The sequence below is a fragment of the Ruegeria sp. CDSC052 genome (genome assembly GCF_059610685.1).
Genome location: NZ_JBXWOB010000001.1, coordinates 116,181 through 137,034, shown reverse-complemented (window position 1 = coordinate 137,034; position 20,854 = coordinate 116,181). Strand labels below are relative to the sequence as shown.

General features: G+C 55.9%; 22 protein-coding genes. 7 read left to right on the top strand and 15 right to left on the bottom strand.

Annotated elements, in window-relative coordinates; all coding sequences use genetic code 11:
* The first annotated feature begins 79 nt into the window (after window positions 1–79).
* Window positions 80–1,900 carry a M3 family oligoendopeptidase gene (locus AC2FIM_RS00730; protein WP_271946498.1) on the top strand — a complete coding sequence of 607 codons (1,821 nt, stop codon included), beginning with the start codon at window positions 80–82 and terminating at the stop codon, window positions 1,898–1,900.
* Window positions 1,901–1,953: 53 nt separating this feature from the next.
* On the opposite strand, the gene AC2FIM_RS00725 is transcribed toward AC2FIM_RS00730, so the two are convergent.
* On the bottom strand, window positions 1,954–2,172 hold the full coding sequence (locus AC2FIM_RS00725) for a GDCCVxC domain-containing (seleno)protein (protein WP_271946496.1): 219 nt from the start codon (window positions 2,170–2,172) through the stop codon (window positions 1,954–1,956).
* A gap of 4 nt (window positions 2,173–2,176) precedes the next feature.
* Window positions 2,177–2,500: a hypothetical protein gene (locus AC2FIM_RS00720; protein ID WP_271946493.1), complete on the bottom strand. Its 324-nt coding sequence runs from the start codon at window positions 2,498–2,500 to the stop codon at window positions 2,177–2,179.
* A gap of 89 nt (window positions 2,501–2,589) precedes the next feature.
* On the opposite strand from AC2FIM_RS00720, the gene AC2FIM_RS00715 reads away from it, so the two are divergent.
* A complete protein-coding gene (locus tag AC2FIM_RS00715) occupies window positions 2,590–2,979 on the top strand; it encodes a MerR family transcriptional regulator (protein ID WP_271946491.1) in 390 nt (129 codons plus the stop codon).
* 33 nt (window positions 2,980–3,012) lie between these two features.
* On the opposite strand, the gene AC2FIM_RS00710 is transcribed toward AC2FIM_RS00715, so the two are convergent.
* From AC2FIM_RS00710 to AC2FIM_RS00695, 4 genes are all read right to left on the bottom strand, one after another.
* Window positions 3,013–3,282, bottom strand: coding sequence for a DksA/TraR family C4-type zinc finger protein (locus tag AC2FIM_RS00710; RefSeq protein WP_271946490.1), 270 nt, complete (start codon window positions 3,280–3,282; stop codon window positions 3,013–3,015).
* A 59-nt stretch (window positions 3,283–3,341) separates the two neighbouring features.
* Window positions 3,342–4,319, bottom strand: a complete 978-nt coding sequence (locus tag AC2FIM_RS00705) for a Gfo/Idh/MocA family protein (RefSeq protein ID WP_496707880.1) — start codon at window positions 4,317–4,319, stop codon at window positions 3,342–3,344.
* Between the two features lie 130 nt (window positions 4,320–4,449).
* Window positions 4,450–5,346, bottom strand: coding sequence for an RNA polymerase sigma factor RpoH (rpoH, locus tag AC2FIM_RS00700; RefSeq protein ID WP_142634432.1), 897 nt, complete (start codon window positions 5,344–5,346; stop codon window positions 4,450–4,452).
* Window positions 5,347–5,491: 145 nt separating this feature from the next.
* On the bottom strand, window positions 5,492–6,526 hold the full coding sequence (locus tag AC2FIM_RS00695; protein WP_271946488.1) for an RluA family pseudouridine synthase: 1,035 nt from the start codon (window positions 6,524–6,526) through the stop codon (window positions 5,492–5,494).
* Between AC2FIM_RS00695 and AC2FIM_RS00690 the strand changes: the two genes are divergently transcribed.
* Window positions 6,525–6,827, top strand: a complete 303-nt coding sequence (locus AC2FIM_RS00690; protein WP_142634436.1) for a DUF6476 family protein — start codon at window positions 6,525–6,527, stop codon at window positions 6,825–6,827. The genes AC2FIM_RS00695 and AC2FIM_RS00690 overlap by 2 nt on opposite strands.
* Before the next feature lie 2 nt (window positions 6,828–6,829).
* Here AC2FIM_RS00690 and AC2FIM_RS00685 read toward each other — a convergent pair whose 3' ends face one another.
* The 9 genes from AC2FIM_RS00685 to AC2FIM_RS00645 all read right to left on the bottom strand — a co-directional run bounded on the left by AC2FIM_RS00685 (window position 6,830) and on the right by AC2FIM_RS00645 (window position 17,378).
* On the bottom strand, window positions 6,830–7,813 hold the full coding sequence (locus AC2FIM_RS00685; RefSeq protein ID WP_271946485.1) for a hypothetical protein: 984 nt from the start codon (window positions 7,811–7,813) through the stop codon (window positions 6,830–6,832).
* Between the two features lie 26 nt (window positions 7,814–7,839).
* On the bottom strand, window positions 7,840–8,838 hold the full coding sequence (locus AC2FIM_RS00680) for a glycosyltransferase family 2 protein (RefSeq protein ID WP_271946483.1): 999 nt from the start codon (window positions 8,836–8,838) through the stop codon (window positions 7,840–7,842).
* Window positions 8,839–8,944: 106 nt separating this feature from the next.
* On the bottom strand, window positions 8,945–10,960 hold the full coding sequence (locus AC2FIM_RS00675) for a hypothetical protein (RefSeq protein WP_496731687.1): 2,016 nt from the start codon (window positions 10,958–10,960) through the stop codon (window positions 8,945–8,947).
* A complete protein-coding gene (locus AC2FIM_RS00670; RefSeq protein WP_271946477.1) occupies window positions 10,960–11,895 on the bottom strand; it encodes a hypothetical protein in 936 nt (311 codons plus the stop codon). Before AC2FIM_RS00670 ends, AC2FIM_RS00675 begins: the two co-directional genes overlap by 1 nt.
* Before the next feature lie 5 nt (window positions 11,896–11,900).
* Complete coding sequence (locus tag AC2FIM_RS00665; protein WP_271946474.1) at window positions 11,901–12,884, bottom strand: glycosyltransferase family 2 protein; 984 nt, start codon at window positions 12,882–12,884, stop codon at window positions 11,901–11,903.
* A gap of 266 nt (window positions 12,885–13,150) precedes the next feature.
* Window positions 13,151–13,933, bottom strand: a complete 783-nt coding sequence (locus tag AC2FIM_RS00660; RefSeq protein WP_496707867.1) for a dimethylarginine dimethylaminohydrolase family protein — start codon at window positions 13,931–13,933, stop codon at window positions 13,151–13,153.
* Window positions 13,934–13,951: 18 nt separating this feature from the next.
* Complete coding sequence (locus tag AC2FIM_RS00655) at window positions 13,952–15,547, bottom strand: 5-guanidino-2-oxopentanoate decarboxylase (RefSeq protein ID WP_496678104.1); 1,596 nt, start codon at window positions 15,545–15,547, stop codon at window positions 13,952–13,954.
* On the bottom strand, window positions 15,544–16,731 hold the full coding sequence (locus tag AC2FIM_RS00650; RefSeq protein ID WP_496678107.1) for a pyridoxal phosphate-dependent aminotransferase: 1,188 nt from the start codon (window positions 16,729–16,731) through the stop codon (window positions 15,544–15,546). The genes AC2FIM_RS00655 and AC2FIM_RS00650 overlap by 4 nt, the downstream gene beginning before the upstream one ends.
* Window positions 16,728–17,378, bottom strand: coding sequence for a TetR/AcrR family transcriptional regulator (locus AC2FIM_RS00645; protein ID WP_142634456.1), 651 nt, complete (start codon window positions 17,376–17,378; stop codon window positions 16,728–16,730). The genes AC2FIM_RS00650 and AC2FIM_RS00645 overlap by 4 nt, the downstream gene beginning before the upstream one ends.
* A 96-nt stretch (window positions 17,379–17,474) precedes the next feature.
* Here AC2FIM_RS00645 and AC2FIM_RS00640 point away from each other — a divergent pair, with 96 nt between their 5' ends.
* The 4 genes from AC2FIM_RS00640 to AC2FIM_RS00625 are packed head-to-tail and all read left to right on the top strand — an operon-like array spanning window position 17,475 to window position 20,587.
* Entirely contained in the window at window positions 17,475–18,251 is a 777-nt protein-coding gene (locus AC2FIM_RS00640; RefSeq protein ID WP_142634458.1) for an ABC transporter ATP-binding protein, read from the top strand.
* Between the two features lie 31 nt (window positions 18,252–18,282).
* Window positions 18,283–19,056, top strand: a complete 774-nt coding sequence (locus AC2FIM_RS00635; RefSeq protein WP_271946456.1) for a transporter substrate-binding domain-containing protein — start codon at window positions 18,283–18,285, stop codon at window positions 19,054–19,056.
* A gap of 47 nt (window positions 19,057–19,103) precedes the next feature.
* Complete coding sequence (locus AC2FIM_RS00630) at window positions 19,104–19,817, top strand: ABC transporter permease (RefSeq protein WP_416383908.1); 714 nt, start codon at window positions 19,104–19,106, stop codon at window positions 19,815–19,817.
* Window positions 19,817–20,587, top strand: coding sequence for an ABC transporter permease (locus AC2FIM_RS00625; protein WP_425595839.1), 771 nt, complete (start codon window positions 19,817–19,819; stop codon window positions 20,585–20,587). Before AC2FIM_RS00630 ends, AC2FIM_RS00625 begins: the two co-directional genes overlap by 1 nt.
* Window positions 20,588–20,854 lie beyond the last annotated feature (267 nt).

The following is a 20,854-nucleotide window of genomic DNA, read 5'->3' as shown; positions in this document are numbered from 1 at the left end:
GCTTTCCCTTTGACTGTCCGCTTGTGATCCTCGTCGGTCGCGCCTAGATGTTTGCCAAAGCAGATTTTCGAGGTGATCCATGCGCGACCTTCCTTTTCCAGTACGTGACGCAAACGCGGTCGGCGGGGCCGATAATCTTGGCAACCTGCCGGAATGGGATCTGACGGATCTCTATGCTTCGGAAGACGCGGCCGAGCTTGCGCGTGACCTGGACTGGTTGGAAACCGAATGCGCCGCCTTTGCCGCAGATTACGAAGGCAATTTGGCGGATCTTGATGCCCTGGGCTTGCTGACCTGCGTGTTGCGGAACGAAAAGATCAATTCGATCGCCGGGCGTATCATGTCCTTTGCCGGACTGCGCTATTATCAGCTGACGACCGACGCCGAGCGCGCCAAGTTCCTCTCGGACATGCAGGAAAAGATCACTGTCTTTACCACGCCGCTGGTGTTCTTCACGCTGGAAATCAATCGCCTCGACGACGACGCGCTAAAAGCGCATTTCGACGCCAACACCGATCTGGCCCGTTACGAGCCCGTATTCCGCCGCATCCGCGCGATGAAACCCTATCAGCTATCTGACGAGCTTGAAAAATTCCTGCACGATCTGGGTGTTGTTGGCGATGCCTGGGAACGCCTGTTCGACGAGACCATCGCGGGCTTGACCTTTGATGTTGACGGAGAAGAGTTGAACATCGAAGGCACACTCAACCTACTGACCGAGCAGGACCGCAGCAAACGCGAAGCGGCTTCTCGCGAATTGGCCCGTGTGTTTCAGGACAACGTCAAGACCTTTGCGCGCGTTCACAACACGCAGGCCAAGGAAAAGGAAATCGTCGACCGCTGGCGCAATATGCCGACTGCGCAGACTGGTCGCCATCTGTCGAATGACGTCGAACCCGAGGTCGTCGAGGCCCTGCGCGAGGCGGTCGTGGCTGCCTACCCCAAGCTGAGCCACCGGTACTACGAGCTGAAACGCAAATGGCTGGGTCTGGACGTGATGCAGGTCTGGGATCGCAACGCACCCCTGCCGATGGAAGACACGCAGATTGTCGGCTGGGATGACGCTGAGAAAACCGTGATGGATGCCTATGAGGCCTTTGATCCGCGTATGGGTGAAATCGCCGCGCCGTTCTTCTCGAAGGGTTGGATTGATGCGGCGGTGAAGCCGGGCAAGGCGCCAGGCGCATTTGCGCATCCCACTGTTACCGACGTGCATCCTTACGTGATGCTGAACTATCTGGGCAAGCCGCGCGACGTGATGACCCTGGCGCATGAGCTGGGCCACGGCGTCCATCAGGTGCTGGCCGCCGATCAGGGCGAGATGCTGTCATCCACCCCGCTGACGCTTGCCGAAACCGCTTCGGTTTTTGGTGAAATGCTGACCTTCCGCAAAATGCTGGACAAGGCCGAAACCCCTGAGCAGCGCAAGATTCTGCTGGCTGGCAAGGTCGAGGACATGATCAACACGGTCGTGCGCCAAATCGCCTTCTATGACTTCGAATGCAAATTGCACGCCGCACGCCGCGAGGGCGAGTTGACCCCGGACGACATCAACGCCCTGTGGATGAGCGTTCAGGCCGAAAGCCTCGGCCCCGCATTTGAATTCATGGAAGGGTATGAGACGTTCTGGGCCTATATCCCACATTTCGTGCACTCGCCCTTCTACGTCTACGCCTATGCCTTTGGCGACGGCCTCGTGAACGCGCTCTATTCCGTCTACGAAAGCGGCGCCGACGGGTTCGAGGACAAATACTTCGATATGCTGCGCGCCGGTGGATCAAAACACCACAAAGAGCTGCTGGCCCCGTTCGGTCTGGACGCCAGCGATCCCAAGTTCTGGGACAAAGGCCTGTCGATGATCTCGGGCTTTATTGATGAATTGGAAGCGATGGAGGGCTGAAGTCGCATGAAGCGGAGACGGTGATGTCTGCTTTGCGGACAAAGCGGACTTTGTCATCCGCAACAACTATCGCCATTCTGGATCGGTGGGCAAGGCACCGTGGCATAGGAGCAGTAGACACAACAGTCCCCTTCCAATGGCTTCAAGACCGCTGCGCAAGACTTGCATTCATAGAACCACTGGCAAGCATCCGTCGGCATTATTTCGCTTTCGCTGTGACCGCATTTCGGGCACGTCAGGGTGCTTTCAAGCACTACAGTTTGCTCTGTCATTGTTTCACATCTGCATTATCAGGTAATCGTTGATACGGGCCTCGTTATAGACGACGACCCAAGCTGACGCGGTGATTGCGGTAGTCCCCGAAAGCCACCATTTCAACTTTGTTAGGGAACCGCGCTGATAAGATACAAGCCACGATATAGCGACAAGCGCCGTCGATATCGCCAATACGTAGTAGCTTGCCGCCGCGATCTTTCCGAAAATGGCTAGCCAACTGCCCCCCAGTCCCAGCAACATCATTGTCATGGGCAATACACAGCAAGTCGCGACGCCAAGTGCTGTCAGTGATCCCAGATAACTAACGCTGAGGTACTTCTGCATCTCATTCCCTTGATTAGTTGGAGTTGTCAAAGTGACTGCTTCTCGTATAACTTCTGTAGTCGCTACAGGATCAAGACGGGAAAACTCACATGTTTGCGATTGGGGAAGCATCCCGGCAAAGCGGTGTCGGCATTGAAACGATCCGCTACTATGAACGCGAAGGGATCGTGCCCAAACCAGAACGAGCACCTAATAACCGGCGGATGTACTCCGCGCACGATGTTGGAAGGCTTCGTTTCCTGAAAAAATGCCGTAATTTGGGCTTTCCACTAGCCGATACAAAGACGCTTCTAAGCCTGTCCGAAGGCGACGGAGAAGATTGCCGATCCGTAAAAGAACTGGCTGAGCTTCATATCTTCAATGTGCGTGAAAAGATAAACGAGCTGAAGCGATTGGAAGCAGCGCTGAACGAACTCACAGCCAACTGCGACAGCGGGAATGTCTCTTGCCCCATGCTCTCAAAACTGCGTACCGACTAGTGAAGCTTTGGGCTCAAAGCAAACATAATAAACTCACCTCAACTGACTGTCCTTCGACCCGCGCCGGTTGATACCGCCGCGCATTTTGTGCGCCCCGTCACGTTCTTGCTGGCACTCGAGGCACAGTTTCACGCCCGGCAGTGCTGTGCGGCGGTTTTCTGGGATTGGTTCTTCGCATTCGGCACAATGGGTCAGGCTTTCGCCTACGGGCCGTTTCTGGGCCTGCATTCGGGCCAACTCATCCGAAATGGATGCCTCGATCTGTTCGCTTACTGCGCCGTCGCGCGCCCAGCCACCTGCCATCGGGATGCCTCCTGTTAAGGTGTTAGCCGATTTTGCGGCGATTCAAGAAGCGTGGCAAGTCATGGCAGCGCCACTGCATTCTCCAGCACAAGGTCAATCACTTCCTGCGTGCCGCGTGAAAACTCAAGCGGGCACGGATATTCGGCACCCTCACGGACCGACCGACAAAAAGCTTCGACCTGCAGCTTATAGTGATCGTCCGCGGGGAAACGTGTGACCTGTATTTCCAGGCCGGGGCGGTGCAATTCGACACGCGCCTCTCCGAACACACGCGGATTGAACGGCGCAGTCAGCCGGATCATGCCGCGGTCGCCATGAAACACCATCTCTTGATGCGGATGCATTCGGATCGAGACATAGCTGGAATAGGTGAAATTCGGGAACTGAGCGCGAATCTCGGTAAAAGCGTCGACCCCATCCTCCCACCGGATGGCGGATTCGACCTGAACAGGCTCCTGCCCGGTGACAAAGCGCGCGCTGCCAATCACATAGACGCCAATATCACGCAGCCCACCTCCGCCGGTCTCAGCCCGGTTGCGAATGTTTGCCGTATCCGCCCGGCTGTCAAAGCTGAACGCACCCGTCACATGGGCCAAATTCCCGATCGCCTTGTCGGCGATCAGCTTGCGTACAAACTTCCATTGAGGGTGTTGGACGATCATATAAGCCTCGGCCGCCAACAATCCGGTCTCATCCCGTTTGTTGATCAATGGGGCAAATTCGGACACGGTCATAGCCATCGGCTTTTCACACAGCACATGTTTACCGGCGTCCAGTGCCTTAAGGCTCCATTCGACATGCAAATGGTTGGGCAGCGGGATGTAAACGGCCTCAATCTGTGGGTCGTTCAGCAACGCATCATAGCTGTCATAAACCGTCAAATCCGGGCAAAAGGCCTGAAACGGTTCGGCTTTGGTGGGATCGGACGTCGCAAGGCCTGCCAGACGCGCGCCCTCAGCTGCGTGGATTGCTGGGGCCATATATTGCCGCGCGAATTTCGCAGCTCCCAATACGCCCCAATTCACCGGATTCTGCATCATGGACACCCCTTATGGCTTTGATCCGGTCTGTTGTAATCGCCCTCAGTCCGAGTGTCATTAGCGCTAACACAAATAGAAAACCCGGCACGACCAATGTCGCACCGGGCCCGTTCAATTAACGAAGAGGTCAGGCTGTGGCCAGCATCCCCTTTTCTCGGGCAAGCTCTCGCATCTTCTTCTGAAGTTTCTCAAAAGCGCGGACTTCAATCTGGCGAATGCGTTCGCGACTGACATTGTACTGCGTACTCAGCTCTTCCAGTGTGACGGCCTGATCCATCAGGCGGCGTTGGGTCAGAATGTCTTTTTCCCGGTCATTCAAAACTTCAAGAGCAGCCGCCAACAGCTCGCGGCGGGCGTCGAGCTCATCGCGGGCCTCATAGTCGCCCGCCTGATCGGCATCCTCGTCCTCAAGCCAGTCCTGCCATTGCATGGTGCCTTCGCCCTCGGACCCGACGGTCGCATTCAGAGAGGCGTCGCCACCGGACATCCGGCGGTTCATGCTGATCACTTCTGCTTCGGTCACACCAAGGTCATTTGCGATCCGGGCCACGTTTTCCGGACGCAGGTCGCCCTCTTCAAGCGCACCGATGCGTGCCTTAGCTTTGCGCAAGTTGAAAAACAGCTTTTTCTGCGCCGAGGTTGTACCCAGTTTGACCAAAGACCATGACCGCAGAATGTATTCCTGAATTGAGGCGCGAATCCACCACATGGCATAGGTCGCCAGCCGGAATCCTTTTTCCGGGTCAAACCGTTTCACGGCCTGCATAAGACCGACATTGGCCTCGGAGATCACTTCGGCCTGTGGCAGCCCATAACCGCGATAACCCATAGCGATCTTGGCCGCCAACCGTAGGTGGGAAGTCACCATTTTATGTGCAGCTTCAGTATCTTGCTTCTCAACCCAGCTTTTGGCCAGCATGTATTCTTCTTCTGGCTCCAGCAGGGGAAACTTCCGAATTTCCTGCATATAGCGGTTCAGCCCGCCTTCCGGCGTCGGCGCGGGGAGATTTGCGTAATTGGCCATGTTTCTTGTCCCTCCGACAAATGTTTAAGTCGTTAACATGGATATGGGAGGTCGTCCCGATCCGTTCAAGAGGTACCGTTAACAGTTTGAAATTAACGTTTGATAAAGGAAACCTAAGAAAACGTTATTCACGCAACTTTGCTTATTATGTCAGCGGTGTGCGCAGCTGTTCAATCAGATTTTCCATATCATCCGGCAACACAGCCTCGAAGCGAAGGTTTTCACCCGATATCGGGTGCTCAAAACCCAAAACCGCAGCATGAAGCGCCTGACGAGGAAAGTCTCGTACGGCCTCTGCGGCAGCCGCGCTAAAGGCTTTGGCTGCGAGTTTCCGCTTGCCCCCATAAACCGGATCACCGACCAGACCATGACCGGCATGGGTCATGTGAACCCGAATCTGATGTGTGCGGCCCGTTTCCAGCCAGCATTCGATCAGAGCCAGCCCCTGCGGCGCCCCAAACGTTTCGACCAGGCGGGCGCGCGTGACCGCGTGGCGACCACCGTGAAACAGCACAGCCTGTCGTTGCCGGTCTGTCTTGTGACGGGCCAGCTGAGTGGTGATCCGCATGATGTTTCCGGGCTCAAAGCTGACACCTTTGACGCCGCGCAACCGGGGATCATTGGCATCCGGGACACCGTAACAGATGGCGCGATAATAGCGTTCGACACTATGCGCCTCGAACTGCGCGGCAAGCCCGTGATGGGCCGCGTCGGATTTGGCCACCACCAGCAACCCGCTGGTTTCCTTGTCGATACGATGCACGATGCCGGGGCGCTTTACGCCGCCTACGCCAGACAGGTCATCACCGCAGTGATGCAGCAACGCATTGACCAATGTCCCGTTCGGAGAGCCGGGAGCAGGATGCACGACCATACCCGCAGGTTTATTGACCACGATCAGGTCGGTATCCTCGAATACGACCTCCAGCGGGATGTCTTCCGGGCCGATATGGCTGTCTTCGGCCTCGGCCACAGTGATCGCCACCACTGCGCCTTCGGCCACCTTGGCCTTGGGGTCGCGGGCGGCGGTTCCGTTGATCATCACGGCCCCCTCTTCGATCAGCTTCCCCAATCGGGTCCGCGACAGGCTTTCCCCCGCTGGCACATCGCGGGAAAGCGCCTTATCAAGGCGGGGCGGCGGATCGGCCGCGATTTGAAACTCAATCTGGCGAGTGCCCATGACTGTCCCTTCCGAACCCCAAGAACCGCAGGAAACGCCGCAGCTTCGCCTGCTGCGGAGAATGGTCATGCTGCTGACCGCGGTGATGATTGGCGGGGTTCTAGTGACATTCGCACTGATTGTCATCCGGCTATCGGACCGGACCCCTACCCTGCCCGATCAGGTTGAGTTGCCCGATGGCGCAAAAGCGCAGGCGGTCACCATTGGAAACAACTGGTTTGCGGTTGTGACTGATGACAATCGCATCCTGATCTTTGACAAAACCACTGGCCGGCAGCGCCAGGAAATTACCGTCGAATAAGGTCAACCCTCTAGCGCCATGCGAAACACGACCTCGGATGCTTGGCGCAGCGCCTGATATTCCGCGGCTGTGTCCCGGCGAAACGACTGATCATGCATGCTCAACCTGACAGGGGCAAAAAGCTGCGTCCGGTCGGGAAAGAACTCTTGATGAAAACTCACATCTTCATTTGCCATAAACGAGTCCAGCCAGGTGCGTTCATCCGGTTCAAGCACATCATTTTTACGCATCATCACGGGATCATCGACAGCCCGACGTCGCAACTGGCGACTTTTCTTGCGTCCCATAGCCCTAGTGACCACACCAAACGCCTCACACGCGGCCCTTGAATGCGAAGGATTGGACGATGTTTCGGTCTTGCTGCCCAAGGGCAGTTGGACGCCGATGCGATCCAGAAAATCATCAACAATATTGCCATTGGCCATTTCAGAGCGCTCATACAGCATAGGCACCAATGAGACGCCCGGAAAAGCTGACCTTATCCGAGCCGCAGCGCTGGCAAAGCTGAAACGCTCAGGATGCGCACGTATCTCGTCCAGCTGGGTACGAATATATTCAGAGCCGCCCCCGGCAAGCCTGCCGTTCTTTGCCCTTTGTTTATAGTCGGCTTCGAAAAAGTCAGAATATCTACGACAGTAGAAAGCAATCCTCATCTCACGCGCGGGGATCTCAGCGAAAATCTCGGCCAGTTTGTGCAGATCGACTGAATACAACATCTCAGACGATACCAAGCATGCCTTATCCTCATGCTCAGCATATTCCCTTGCCATCGCTTCGCGCAGGGCGGTGACCGGCTGATCGGTTTGGTTCATGTGAAAGGCAATCAGGTTATGACTGCTGGCCAGACGCCCATGCCCCTCGGTTCGCCTGCGGCCCGTTTCCATATAGTGTAATCCGGCCCCAGCCATCACTTGACCGTTTTTGCGAACAAACCCCTGTAACGCGGTCGACCCGGTCTTGGGCATTCCTATGTGTAGCCAAAGCATGAAACGTTCCTATTCGCCAAGCGACCTCAGGTCTCGGCCTTGGCTGAGAACCCGGCGGTCATCTGACGCATGAGGTCTTGCATCTCGGGTTGTTCGCGCAACTGGGCAACCTGTTGGCGATGCAGATCGCAGGTCATATGGTGCAGGCGGGCCGTCTCAGCGTCTGACAGCATTTCGTAATACAAAGCCCGTTTCCGATCGAGGATTGTGTCAATCGAGGTCTCAGTTTCGGCGTTTTGGTTCATCATGTTCCAATATTCCATGCCAAGGCTTTCCCCCAGATGATGGGCCCGACCACGCATTTTCTTGACCAGATAGCTTTCGCAGGATTTCAGAGCATAGTGATTGATCTGAACATGCTCGTACCCAACGGAGTCCCGCGCCGATCGCCAACTGGCAGTAAAATACCTTTCGGGCATCGGTTGACCGGATCCGTTGTACCAATGGCATTCTTCCATCGTTTCAACGGTCGGCCTTTTCGGTCGATGGACACCGAGCGCATCCCACAGGCCGCGTTGGAACATGGTCTTAAAGCCCCAAGCTTGCGGCGGTCGAAAAATACGCTCAGGTGCAGCTTGGCGAAACTGATCCGACAGGAAACGGTCCTCGTACCGAACAATGCCGGCGTTTCCGAATAGACGCCAAGTCATTGAAATCGTTTTTGCATCCGGCATGGCACCTGTCAGCGCACGCAATGTATGGTCGCCGGTTCTGACGTTAATATGTTCATCCGCGTCGATAACGATCACCCAATCCTGTGGACGGGCCACTTCCATTTTCAGAAAGGCGTTATAGGCGCGTTTTTGCGGGCTGGTCTGACGTCTCGAGTTGTTGTCGACATGTGTGACAATGCCAAGGTCATGCAATCGCTGCAGCAAGGCATCTGTACCATCGGTACAGTCATTGGTCATGACCACAATCTGGTCCACACCAATGGCACGATTATGGGCGATCCATTCAAGAACGAATGGTCCTTCGTTCTTCATAGGGGTAACGCTGATATATCGAGGATCCTGTTCGGCCATACCTGACTGCCCTGCTTGTTTTCATTGCCCCGGTGGTATCGGAGATTTGTTTAAGATTTTGACCGCAAACTACCGGTATTCAAGCTGGTCACCAAGAGAAATCCGTCTATTTTCCACCTGCACGTTTCAGCTGATTGGAATATCGTTTAAGGGTTGGGCACAGCGCGTGGGCCTTGGAAAGATGAACACGCGCATTCTGCTTTTCACCTCGTTGCAGATATATCCTGCCGGCCTCGCCTTGAATCGCCGCTGTATTGTCATCCAGTTCCGCAGCCTGAATAATTTGGTTTTGCCCCTGTTCTTCGGCCCCGTTCCTTTCAAGGTATTGCCCCATCGCAAAGACCAGAAATGGGTTTCCCGGATCACAGGCCAACGCATCTGCCATGGCCAGCCTTCCGTTTGCAAAATCTCCATCTTTCTCATACAGTTCGGCCAGTCGCTTTAAGTATAACGGGTTATCCGGAAGGCGCTTGGCCACTTTCCGCGCAATATCCAAAGACTGCGCCAAAGAAGTATCTCCCAAATGCAAACGCAGCAAAGATTGGACCCCTTCAAAGCGCGGGTCTTCGCGGGAAATGCGAACGTCCTCGGGCAACTGAGTTGAGCTTTCTAGCCCGTCAGCCAAAGTCTGCAAGCGGGATCGGTTGGAGGTTAGACGGCGCGCCCTTTGATCTACGGACAGACTAGCCCAATCCAATAGGATCAGGTCGAAATTACAGGGCGGGCGACCCAGTACCTTCCTCTGCGCAACGTGCGCATTGTAGTTGAACCAAGGCCTCCGAACAGCCTTCTGCATCACCCAATCCATTGGCGGCATTGCGCGCTGCGCAATCTGTTCACGATACAAAAGCCGAGAGCCAAATATGATGACATCCGGGCGCATTGGTTTTGTCCAAAACGCCCTGCTGAACACCTGCGCAGCCTTCCAGCGTTTCTTCTGCCCTCCAAATATCGCGGCTTGAAGTGCAGTTACCACAGCAAAATCTTCGGGCCAGATATGCGGGTTTTCGAAGGCTGCTTCAGTCATCTCTAACGCTTCGGCCCAACGATTCAGATAAAAGTAATTCAACGCCTGAAGAAGTGGAAGGAATGCATTATCCGAACCTGCATCCATCAACGGCTGCACCAGTTCCAATGCCTCTTCGGCCCGATCTCCCGCGCCCAAACCATGAAGATAAAACGAAGCCTTGGCATAGATATGAGCGGCTTCTGAGAGATTCAGAAATTCTTCTGGACCGCGGTGCAGGCGTGCGATCACTTGTTCGTTGGCGCGTTTGACTTCATCTTCGTTCAAAACATCGCGAAAAACTTTTCCCTGCTGCCCTGAAATTCGCGCCGCTGCCATGGAAAAGGCGGAAACGTATGGCGCTATCACCTGATCCGCGCGCGACATGGTATAGAGTTCCAGAAAGTCTCGTTGTGCGCGGGTCAGCCTGGAAAGATCCGCGATATCTGACATTTGCATAAGGTGCGGAAACTGCACTTGGAATCGGGCCACAAGCTCGGGCTGATCTGAAAACATGATCGCGGCACACCCTGCGTTTTTTTCAAGATGTGCCGCATACAGTTCTTCCGGTTCGATCTTTGCCGGCCAGGTCGTATGCTTCCACGGCAGACCATTCAGGATGTCGCCACGGCGAATGTGATAGGCCGACACCCCCTTGCCACTTAGTTTGGCATCTGCCTTTTCCATAATGTTCCGGATTTCATCCGTGAACCCGATCTTATGGATGAACTCTCGGTACCGGGGACGGATCTGCTCGACATCTTCCCATTGAAAGGCCAGAACCTCAAAGCCTTCCTCGACGACAACAGAGCGGCCGGAATTCAGATGGGATATCAGCCGATCCGGTGTCGCATCGCCCTGAAACGACCATATCGGCAGGGAGTTCTCGCCTAGAGTATCAAAGGATTCGGTGCTCAGGAAATGCTCATCCATCCACTCTAGTGAGAACAATTCTTGCGGCTGGTCCAGCTCTGGCGCATCCGCACCTTTGGGAAACCAGTTGACCCGATAGCTGGTGTCAAAATCCTTGGCCAACCGGATGCAGGTCAGCATCATCAGCAACCGGGCACCCATCCGGTCTTTGCGCTGGCCGATAAAGACCCCCTTTTCGGGCATCATGAGGCTGCTTCGGCCAAGGCTGCGCGCCGCAGCCGTCGGAACCTCTGCCTTGCTTGCGCAACAAGCTGTGGGTGACGTTCGCCGCCAATCGCCTCGATCCCACGCATATACAAAGGCAGTCGCCGCCGCGCCCGCATCATCCGGTAATAGGCCTGGGGTTCCAGTGTGCCGTCCATCGCCTCGAGCATAACCGGCTTCAGTATATCCAATTTGCGCAGCATCGGGGCCGCGAAATGGTTTGAAAACCATGTCTTCAGCAGCACGACATTATCGCCTTTCAACCGCGTCACCTGCTGGCGATCAAGATCAAAAAAGGGATCATAGAAAACGTAGGCTTTCCCCACATTTTCTACGGTTTGCGCGGCATCGCTAAAGGGAAGATCCCAGTCTTGCACCTGCCCGAACCGATACCGGGTCTCCCACGGGACCAGCCGTTCATCCAGCGTTGTCTGCGGATTGAAAGCGATGACATTGGCGCCGGGAACAAGGGCCGAGAATGTCAGCGCTCCAAATCCGCCCATCGAAGCGCCCGCAAACACAACCTGATCAAACTGTGCAAAAAAACCCTGATCCGCTTGGGTCTGAAAATACGAGATGATCTCGGGATCGCGGTACCAAGCTTTGGTCCGCGCAAATATCCCCATATGGGACCAGCCTTCGTCACGGAAGAACTTCCAGCCCCAGGGTTCGCGGGAAAAAGACAGGTCGTTGGCATTGGCAATGTTGTCAAAGCTGACCACAAGCCGGGACGCAGACCTTTGGTGAAACAAAACCGAGTGTCTGTTCAGCTTTTGCAGAAACCCGGTCCCGTCCCCACCTGGATACAGCTCGACAAACCAAGGGGGCGCAGGGTCTGTCAGAATCCGTTCATACCCCGTCTTACGATCGGGGTGATCAGGCTTGAGCTGCTCTTTTGAAAGGTCTTCTGCCATGGTGATCAGACCAGATTTTCCGCAAGCCAGAGGCGGAAATCCACCCAGTCAGGCCGCAACTTGATCTCTGATATCTTGGTGCGATGCCAGTCACATGCCTGCGCGTGCAGGCGGCCGAGTTCTTCATCGGCTTTCAGTTCGGCCAGCAGTGGGGCCGCGCGATGTGCTGCTGGCAGTATCGAGTGATCTGTTTCTTTGTTGGCATTCATGTCCTGCCAATAGGCTTGCCCTTGGTCTACGCGGATATGATTGGTCCGGCCCCGATCCCTTTTGACCAGAAACCCATCCAAAGACCGGACGGAATAGTGATGAATCCGCCCCAGCGAATGATCAAATTTCCTCCATGCGCGCCACCCGACCTTCTCGGACGGAAACAGCCTGCCACCTGCATCGGACCAAGCGATTTCGCTTTCTTTCCCTTCTTCGACCCCTTTCGGGCGATGCGGGCCGAACCGCGTAAATTTTCCGTTGTTACGAAACAGGGTTTTCAGACCATAGGCCCGGCCGGAATGATACGGGAATTCCTGATCCCCCATCGAAAAGGACTCGGTCACAGGTTTGTCTTCAAAGCTGATATTCCCCGAACTACCAAACAATTTCCACGCGAATGAGATCGCATCCACCGGCTTTCCGGCCCGCTGTTCGGTTTCTGCGATCAGCGCCGCAAAGCTGTTGTCACCGCAGCGGATGTTCCAGAATTCATCAACATCCAGACACATCAGCCAGTCGGCCTCTTTCACTTTGGGCTGACGCCGCGCGCGCCGTAGCATCTGATGCTGCGGGTTTCCCCCTTCTTTGACCTCGTTCGGGACATGTGTGGCAAGACCCAATTCCTGCAGCCTGCGGGCAATGGCATCCGTGCCGTCTTCACAGCTATTGGTGAAGATCGCAAAGTGATCGACTCCCAGTGTTTTGTGGAATGCTACCCATTCCAGCATATAGGGGCCTTCGTTCTTCATCGTTGTGAATACGGTGAGCGCCTGAGACATGTATTTCCTGCCATAACTTCTTTGCCCAAGTCATACACAACCCGGCAAGCACGAGCGAGATGGGATTTGGGTGCAAAAGAAATACTGCGCGAAACTGGTGCAAAGCTACACCCACTGGATAGGGATCATACTATTTCGAATGAATATCCAAGCGGTTGAAGCCGCTAACCTTAATCACGCCAAAATGCGCCCACTCTTTCTTTGGTTGCAGCAGGACGCATTTGGCTGGTTCAAGGTTAGTCGGTTCTGAATCGTCGTGAATCAGGTCAGAATCTCAGCGACAGACATGACATTCCGCCATCCAGTTTGGCGCATTCCACATTGTCGATTTCGACCACATCATAGCCGTTCTGGCGCAACATCTCGGTGGTACGCGGGAAGCCGGCCGGAGCCAGGACAAATTGGTTGAACCGGATCGAGTTTGCAGCGGCTTCTTCGCCTTCTGCCACATGCAGAACCCGATACCCTTCGAAGCAGCCGGATGCGTCCAGCCGCTTCGTGGACAGGATGGTTTCCCCATCCAGCAACGAACAATCCGTTTTGAAGTGCAACACGCCCGGTGGTGTAAAAACCTCGCGTACAGTGTGGCCCCAGTCGGAAACGATTTCGGTCAGCTCTGTGACACCGGCCGCATCGGTCCGATCTGACCGGCCAACCAGAATTTCGCGACCCGTTACCAGAATGTCCCCGCCTTCAATATGGCCGGGCCCAGCGATCTGCCGAACCTCGTCATAAACGCCGCGGATTGTCGGCTCCATCTCGGCCACCTCACCCATGCGGCTGGGTGCACCGGGGCGCATCATCACCGCACCCTGAGGAAGACACAGTGTGGTATCTTCAACAAAGACGGCATCCGGATACGTCTCAAGGGGAGCCAGTTCGATAACCTCTGCTCCGGTTTTCTTGAGGGTTTCAACATAATGCGCATGAGATGCAAGCATTCGGTCTAGGTCCGGCGTACCGATATCTTCTGCACGCAGACCATCGATGATGGACGCTGCTGGGCGACGGGTGATCGCGCGCGAGAACTCATAGGTCGGGTCAGTCATTTTCGGTCTCACTTTTCATCAAGAGTGTGATTGGTTGGGCGCGCGGATTTCAACAAGCCGCGGGCCATCTTGGGATTGTGCAGACGACAAAGCTTGGGCCACGTCCAACGGGTCAGGGCCTGTGCGCCAGAACGGCATGCCGCAAGATCGGGCGACGTTTTCAAAATCCGGCGGGGTCGGATCACATCCCAGCACGGTCACGCCGACCGCCTGCATTGATGTTGCGATTTCCTGATAACCGTGATTGTTCCAGATCACGAAGGTGATCGGCAGTTTTTCATCAACGGCGCACATCAGTTCAGGAAGGCTGAACTGCGCCCCGCCGTCGCCTGCGATACAAATGACCGGAGCGTCAGGGTCCGCCAATGCAGCGCCGATCGCGGCGGGTATGCCATATCCAAGCGCTCCGAACCCGGTCGCGGCGTTGAACCACCCGCCGGGCCGATCATGATCGTAGTACAGGTTTCCTGCATAGATCGGATAAGCAGAATCGCCCACCATGATCGCGTTAGGGACTGCATCGCGCATGGCGTTCAGCACATCGAGTAACGCCTGCATTTCTGGCCCGATTTCTTCGGCCGCGTTCTGCCGCGAAGTAGCCGCGCGCGCGGCACCGTTTGCCGACTTGGGCGATGCGGCAAACCGATCCACAAGCTCGGCCGCTGCCATCGCCGCATCACCAACAATGGCGATGTCCGCCGCGTGTCGCTTCAGCTGATCGGGGCATAGGTCCACACGGATCAGGGATGGCATTTCAACCATCGTGCCGGTGGCGTACATATCGTAGTCCGTCTGGCCCAGCTCAGTCCCCAAAGCCAAAACCACGTCGGCCTGTTCGATCAAAGCACGCACTGAATTCAGGCTTGGGCTTGCTGGCACGCTCAACGGGTGATCGTACATCAACCCGCGCGCATTCACGGTTTGAACAACCGGCGCATCCAGCGCTTCGGCAAGCTGCCGGATCGACCTGCCCGCGCTGCGCGCACCGCCGCCGACCAGAATGACCGGTGCTTTTGCCGACCCCAGTAGCTTGGCAGCACGGTCAAGAAGCGTCGGATCAAGAGACTTATCGACGGGACCTTTCGCAGCATCGGTCGGACCAGCAAACTCGTCCCCCGCAACGTCTAGCGGGATTTCGATATGTGTTGGCCCTGGGCGACCGGATTGAAACAGGGCGAAGGCGCGGTCCAACGCGGCGGCTAGTTCAACTGACTTTTCAACTCGGTCCGATGACAGAGCGACTGTGCGCGCCATCGCTCGTTGATCCGGTAACTCATGCAAGTGACCAAGCCCTTTGCCAAGACTGGACAACGTGTTGACCCCCGACACCACCAGCATCGGAACGCTGTCTGCCCGAGCCTGCCCCATCGCCGTGAGTGTATTGGTCAGACCGGGGCCGGTAATCACAAAGGCAACGCCGGGCTTGCCGGATATCCTGGCATAGCCATCAGCCATGAACCCTGCCCCCTGCTCGTGTCGTGGGGTGACATGGCGAATGCCCGATGCGGCCAGCCCGCGGTACAGTTCGACCGTATGCACGCCGGGGATGCCAAACACGGTATCCACATCGCGCCTGACCAGTTGATCAACCAGCGCCTCACCAATGCTCGTCATGCGTTTTCCAGTTGCAGTTGGGTCGCGTGGGCAACGATCCGGTCACAGGCTTCGGTAAAGATCGCGTCGTCCACCGTCAGCGCGATACGGACCCAGTCATCAACCGTGTCACCGAAAGACGGCCCCGGCATCACCGCGACTTTGCCATGTTCGAGCAGATGAAAGGCGTACTCGTTTCCATTCATCCCTGTGGCCGAGACATCAATCATCGCAAACATACCTGCCTGTGGAAGATGCACACGCAGATGTGTCTCGTTCGGCAGCCTGTCGTTCAGCATCCGGGCGCGGCGGGCGTACCGTTGCGCCATGCCTTCAGCCACGGTTGAACCGTTGCGAATGGCCGTCTCGGTCATGTCGGCGATGAAGGGCTGATTTCCAAACAGCATGGTTTCCGACAGCGACAAAAGGCGCGCGGTAAATTCCTCGGGACCAATGCACCAACCGCTGCGGAATCCGGGGGCGGCATGGGATTTTGATATCGAAGAGACGACGATTACCCGATCCGCCAACTCGGACAGCGACAGGGGTGAGGAAAACACAGATCCGTCAAAGATCAGTTCTTCATAAACCTCATCAGAAATGATCCATAGATCATGCTCGATGGCCAGCTTGCCGATTGCGTCGATGTCTTCGCCTGTCAGGATCGACCCGGTAGGATTATGCGGTGTGGTCAACAAAAGCGCAGTGGTCTTCGCGGTAATCCTGTCCGCGATATCATCCGCAGAAATACGAAAACCGTTTTCCGGCCGCAATGGTACCGGCACAATATCCGCACCGCTTGCGCGTACCACACCTTGATAGGTTGCATACATCGGATCGCCCACCAGCACCTCACAACCCGCCTCGGCCACGCCCATCAGGACGGTAAAAAGCGAGGTCTGGGTGCCTGGAAAACACAGCACTTGATTATCCGTGATCGTGCGCCCGGATCTGGCCGAATAACGATCGGCCAGTGCAGAGCGCAGTCCAGCCTCACCACGCCCATTGGAGTAGGTGGTTCGCCCGGCGCGCAAAGCGTCCACAGCGCTTTCCACCAGTTCGGTGGGCGTTGGCACATCCGGCTCGCCAATGGTCAATTCGATGATATCCTGCCCCTGCTCGACAAGTTCTTTGGCCCTGAGATAAACTTCCCATTTGGCGCCACCCAGGCCGGCAAGGCGTTCGGTAATCGCTGTTTTCTTCATGTCTGCCTCTGCTCAAGATCCGTCAATTCAACACCGATAATTGCCCCAACCGAAGCCAGCCCAATCTTGGGCAGCTCATCCGGCTCAAAGGCGTATGGCAGGGCGCCGCCTTCCATCCACAAGCCGTCGACCACGGCGTTGCATGCGATAGCCAACCTGCGCAGTTCCGCCGGGCTGGCTGGTATGCCTACCTCGTTCAGCGCATCTGCAATGAGTGATTCCAAGCGGTCACGAAAATCCCGATATGTCTGTTCGTGGATCGCTTGCATTTTGTCGTCCGCCAGAACTTTGTTCAAAAAGCCCGCCCATAGGGACACTGACCCCGGATCGACCACTGGATGGGTCAGCCCGGTCGTTACAAACGTCGCCAGCCGCAATCTGGCTGTGCTATAATCTCCGTCTGCAGGGGCCGACGTCATATCCGTCAGTCGCCGCATATGAAAGTCATAAGCTGCTGTAATTAAATCTTCTTTCGAAGAAAAATAGTGCCGGATCAGACCCTGAGTTACACTGGCCCGCTCGGCAATCGCCCGAACGGTCGCACCTTGCAAACCTTGCTCGGCGATCAAAGACAGCGTGGCCTGGATCAACGCCTCTTTGCGCTGCTCCGCGGGTTCTCGCTTGAATTTTGTTGCGTGATCCGACATCTATCTTTCCAGAAATTATAATTATACAGTTGCATAATTGTAGGGATTTGCTAAAGCTGCAAGTAAAAAAACGGTTGAGAGGGATGAAACTGCAAAATGAACGCTGACCCAGAAACCACGCCGGATGAAGCCATTCGGGTCACTGACTTGCACAAGTCTTTTGGCTCGCTCGAAGTTCTCAAAGGCGTTTCACTTACTGCCCATCAGGGTGATGTCGTCGCCATCATCGGAGGCAGTGGTTCGGGGAAATCCACGTTCCTTCGCTGTATCAATTTCCTTGAAACGCCCAGTTCCGGAGAAATCGTCGTAAACGGCGAGCCGATTGAGATGCGCCCGGATGGCACGCCTAAGGACCGGCGTCAGCTGGAACGCATCCGCACCCGACTGGCAATGGTGTTTCAGGCCTTCAACCTTTGGACCCACCGCACGTTGCTGGAAAATGTCATCGAGGTGCCCGTTCACGTGCTGAAAGTACCGCGGGACGAGGCGATCAAGCGCGCGCACCAGCTGCTGGAGCGCGTTGGGCTTGGCGACAAGGCGGATACCTTCCCTTCCTTTCTGTCAGGCGGTCAGCAACAGCGCGCTGCGATTGCGCGTGCTCTTGCCGTTGATCCCAGCGTAATGTTGTTTGACGAGCCAACCAGCGCGTTAGATCCAGAACTTGTTGGTGAAGTACTGACCGTAATTCGCGATCTGGCGGCCGAGGGCCGAACCATGTTGCTGGTCACGCATGAGATGAAGTTTGCGCGCGAGGTTGCGACCCATGTTGTGTATCTTTTCGAAGGAAAGATCGAGGAACAGGGGCCACCCGACGAACTTTTCGACAATCCGAAATCCGCAAGGCTGCAACAATTCCTAAAATCAGTCGGCTGAACAAACAAAATATCAAACAGGGAGAATATCAATGAAAAACAAAAAGCTAATCGTGGCCGCTTTGGCTGCTGCTGTGCTTTCGGCTGGAACGGCTGGCGCAGATGAAGTCAAGATCGGGATCGCAGCCGAGCCTTATCCGCCTTTCGCATCGCTGGATGCCTCTGGCGAATGGGTCGGTTGGGAGATCGAGGTTATTGATGCGGTCTGTGCCGCCGCCGAGCTTGAGTGTGTGATCACTCCGGTTGCGTGGGACGGGATCATCCCATCACTGACCGGTCAGCAGATTGATGCCCTGATGGCGTCGATGTCGATCACCGAAGAGCGCATGAAAACGATCGATTTCAGCGACCCTTACTACAACACTCCGGCCGTTATCGTCGCCGACAAGTCGATGGACATTGAACCGACACCAGAATCTCTGGCCGGTAAGATCATCGGCATTCAGGCGTCCACGATCCATCAGGCCTATGCCAACGAGCATTTCAAAGATGCGGCAGAAATCCGGGTGTATCAGACTCAGGACGAAGCCAACCAGGATCTGTTCGCCGGCCGTATCGACGCGACCCAGGCCGACAGCATCGCCATGGCAGATTTTGTCTCTTCTGACACTGGTGCCTGCTGTGAAATCAAAGGCGCGGTCGAAAATGACGTCTCGATCCTGGGTCGCGGCGTCGGCGCGGGTGTCCGCAAGGGCGATGACGCGCTGCGTGAAAAGCTGAATGCGGGTATCGCGGCAATTCTTGCCGACGGCACGCATGACGAAATCACCTCGCGCTATTTCACAGCCAGCATCTACAGCGAGTAAGATCCGTCGTGGAAGCTATCCTCGAAAGCCTGGGTTTGGCCCAAAGCATGGAGTTGCTTGCCCTTAGTCCTCCGGGATGGGGCGGCAACCTTCTGCGTGGCCTCGCTAACTCGTTGCAGATCGCTTTTGGAGCGTTCGGGTTCGGGTTGATCATCGGGCTTTTCGGGGCCTATGGAAAACTATATGGCGGGCCGGTCACACGTGACCTGCTCGGCATATATACGACTGTAATGCGCGCCGTGCCTGAACTGGTGCTGATCCTGATCCTGTATTACGTCGGGACCGACCTGATCAATCAGGCCGCGCAGGCAATGGGATACGCCCGGGTCGAAATCAGCGGCGTTGTCGCCGGTATATGGGTTTTGGGCATTGTTCAGGGCGCCTATGCGACCGAGGTCCTCAGGGGGGCGATTCAAGCGGTTCCTACTGGTCAGATCGAAGCCGCCCGTGCCTATGGCATGCCCTCTCTTTTGCTGATGCGACGGGTGACGATACCGGCGATGATGTCTTTTGCCACGCCTGGATTGGCCAATCTGTGGCTCATTGCAACCAAAGATACGGCCCTGCTGGCCATTGTCGGCTTTAGCGAATTGACGCTGGAGACCCGTCAGGCTGCGGCCAGCACCCGCGCCTATTTCACCTTCTTCCTTGCTGCAGGTGCCTTGTACTTGATCGTCACGCTTTGTTCCGGTGTCGTGTTCGCGCGTATCGAGAAATGGGCCCGTCGTGGGCAGCCTTCGCTGAAGGGAGGAAGCCGATAATGGACTGGCGAGCACTCATGCAGCCGCATCGGATCGTGCTGATGGCACTTTTTGCTGCTTTCGTTATCTGGTGCGCCGTCTCACTGCGCTGGGATTGGATTCCAACCTATGCCCCGCTGGCGCTTGAAGGTCTGTGGAGGACCATTTGGCTGTTGGCCGTCACCTGTGTGCTTGGGTTCTTGCTCGCCGTTCCACTGGGTCTCGCTCAGGCGATTGGTCCCTGGTACCTTTCGGCACCGGCAAAAGTGTTCTGCACCGTCATTCGCGGCACCCCAATTCTTCTGCAAATCTGGCTGTTGTACTATGGGCTTGGATCGCTTTTCCCTCAGATTCCATGGATACGCGGCAGCGAGCTGTGGCCCTATCTGCGACAGGCTTGGCCCTATGCGGTTCTGGCCCTGACCCTGTCTTACGCGGGCTACGAGGGCGAAATCATGCGCGGTGCCTTTGCCAGCGTTAAGAAGGGTCAACTCGAAGCGGCGCAATCCTTTGGCATGCCTCGGTTTACCATGTTCCGCAGGATCTGGCTGCCTCAGGCCATTCGCAGCGTGCTGCCGACACTAGGCGGTGAGACGATCCTACAGCTGAAAGCAACCCCGCTGGTGGCGACGATAACAGTGGTCGAGATCTACGCTGTGTCGTCCAGAATTCGGGCGGACACCTTTGTTGTCTATGAGCCATTGTTGCTGTTGGCGCTGATCTATCTGATCATTGCAGGCATCATCACGCTGATATTCCGGCGAATTGAATTGCAGGTCCCTGCCCGGTAAGTCGACGCCGAATAGTTCCACAACCTGAATTCTAAGATCGGACAGTTATCCAGCTACCTGTCCTTGTCAGCTGTCTACTTGTGGGCGGCTTTCGCATCGTTGATTGAAGGCGCCCAGAGCGTCGCGAATTTCGGCCTAAAAAGAATGAAATCCAATCACTTGGTGCGGTCGAGAAGACACACTGTGTGCAGCAGAGCGTTGCAGGCTGAGGCACGAACAATTTATATTCAACAACTTACCAGAGGCACCGTTGCCAGTCGCCGCATG

Excerpts from the sequence above, each read along its gene's own strand:
- AC2FIM_RS00730 (WP_271946498.1), top strand. The coding sequence starts at position 80 with ATGCGCGACCTTCCTTTTCCAGTACGTGACGCAAACGCGGTCGGCGGG.
- AC2FIM_RS00725 (WP_271946496.1), bottom strand. The coding sequence starts at position 2,172 with ATGACAGAGCAAACTGTAGTGCTTGAAAGCACCCTGACGTGCCCGAAA.
- AC2FIM_RS00720 (WP_271946493.1), bottom strand. The coding sequence starts at position 2,500 with ATGCAGAAGTACCTCAGCGTTAGTTATCTGGGATCACTGACAGCACTT.
- AC2FIM_RS00715 (WP_271946491.1), top strand. The coding sequence starts at position 2,590 with ATGTTTGCGATTGGGGAAGCATCCCGGCAAAGCGGTGTCGGCATTGAA.
- AC2FIM_RS00710 (WP_271946490.1), bottom strand. The coding sequence starts at position 3,282 with ATGGCAGGTGGCTGGGCGCGCGACGGCGCAGTAAGCGAACAGATCGAG.
- AC2FIM_RS00705 (WP_496707880.1), bottom strand. The coding sequence starts at position 4,319 with ATGCAGAATCCGGTGAATTGGGGCGTATTGGGAGCTGCGAAATTCGCG.
- rpoH (WP_142634432.1), bottom strand. The coding sequence starts at position 5,346 with ATGGCCAATTACGCAAATCTCCCCGCGCCGACGCCGGAAGGCGGGCTG.
- AC2FIM_RS00690 (WP_142634436.1), top strand. The coding sequence starts at position 6,525 with ATGACTGTCCCTTCCGAACCCCAAGAACCGCAGGAAACGCCGCAGCTT.
- AC2FIM_RS00695 (WP_271946488.1), bottom strand. The coding sequence starts at position 6,526 with ATGGGCACTCGCCAGATTGAGTTTCAAATCGCGGCCGATCCGCCGCCC.
- AC2FIM_RS00685 (WP_271946485.1), bottom strand. The coding sequence starts at position 7,813 with ATGCTTTGGCTACACATAGGAATGCCCAAGACCGGGTCGACCGCGTTA.
- AC2FIM_RS00680 (WP_271946483.1), bottom strand. The coding sequence starts at position 8,838 with ATGGCCGAACAGGATCCTCGATATATCAGCGTTACCCCTATGAAGAAC.
- AC2FIM_RS00675 (WP_496731687.1), bottom strand. The coding sequence starts at position 10,960 with ATGCCCGAAAAGGGGGTCTTTATCGGCCAGCGCAAAGACCGGATGGGT.
- AC2FIM_RS00670 (WP_271946477.1), bottom strand. The coding sequence starts at position 11,895 with ATGGCAGAAGACCTTTCAAAAGAGCAGCTCAAGCCTGATCACCCCGAT.
- AC2FIM_RS00665 (WP_271946474.1), bottom strand. The coding sequence starts at position 12,884 with ATGTCTCAGGCGCTCACCGTATTCACAACGATGAAGAACGAAGGCCCC.
- AC2FIM_RS00660 (WP_496707867.1), bottom strand. The coding sequence starts at position 13,933 with ATGACTGACCCGACCTATGAGTTCTCGCGCGCGATCACCCGTCGCCCA.
- AC2FIM_RS00655 (WP_496678104.1), bottom strand. The coding sequence starts at position 15,547 with ATGACGAGCATTGGTGAGGCGCTGGTTGATCAACTGGTCAGGCGCGAT.
- AC2FIM_RS00650 (WP_496678107.1), bottom strand. The coding sequence starts at position 16,731 with ATGAAGAAAACAGCGATTACCGAACGCCTTGCCGGCCTGGGTGGCGCC.
- AC2FIM_RS00645 (WP_142634456.1), bottom strand. The coding sequence starts at position 17,378 with ATGTCGGATCACGCAACAAAATTCAAGCGAGAACCCGCGGAGCAGCGC.
- AC2FIM_RS00640 (WP_142634458.1), top strand. The coding sequence starts at position 17,475 with ATGAACGCTGACCCAGAAACCACGCCGGATGAAGCCATTCGGGTCACT.
- AC2FIM_RS00635 (WP_271946456.1), top strand. The coding sequence starts at position 18,283 with ATGAAAAACAAAAAGCTAATCGTGGCCGCTTTGGCTGCTGCTGTGCTT.
- AC2FIM_RS00630 (WP_416383908.1), top strand. The coding sequence starts at position 19,104 with ATGGAGTTGCTTGCCCTTAGTCCTCCGGGATGGGGCGGCAACCTTCTG.
- AC2FIM_RS00625 (WP_425595839.1), top strand. The coding sequence starts at position 19,817 with ATGGACTGGCGAGCACTCATGCAGCCGCATCGGATCGTGCTGATGGCA.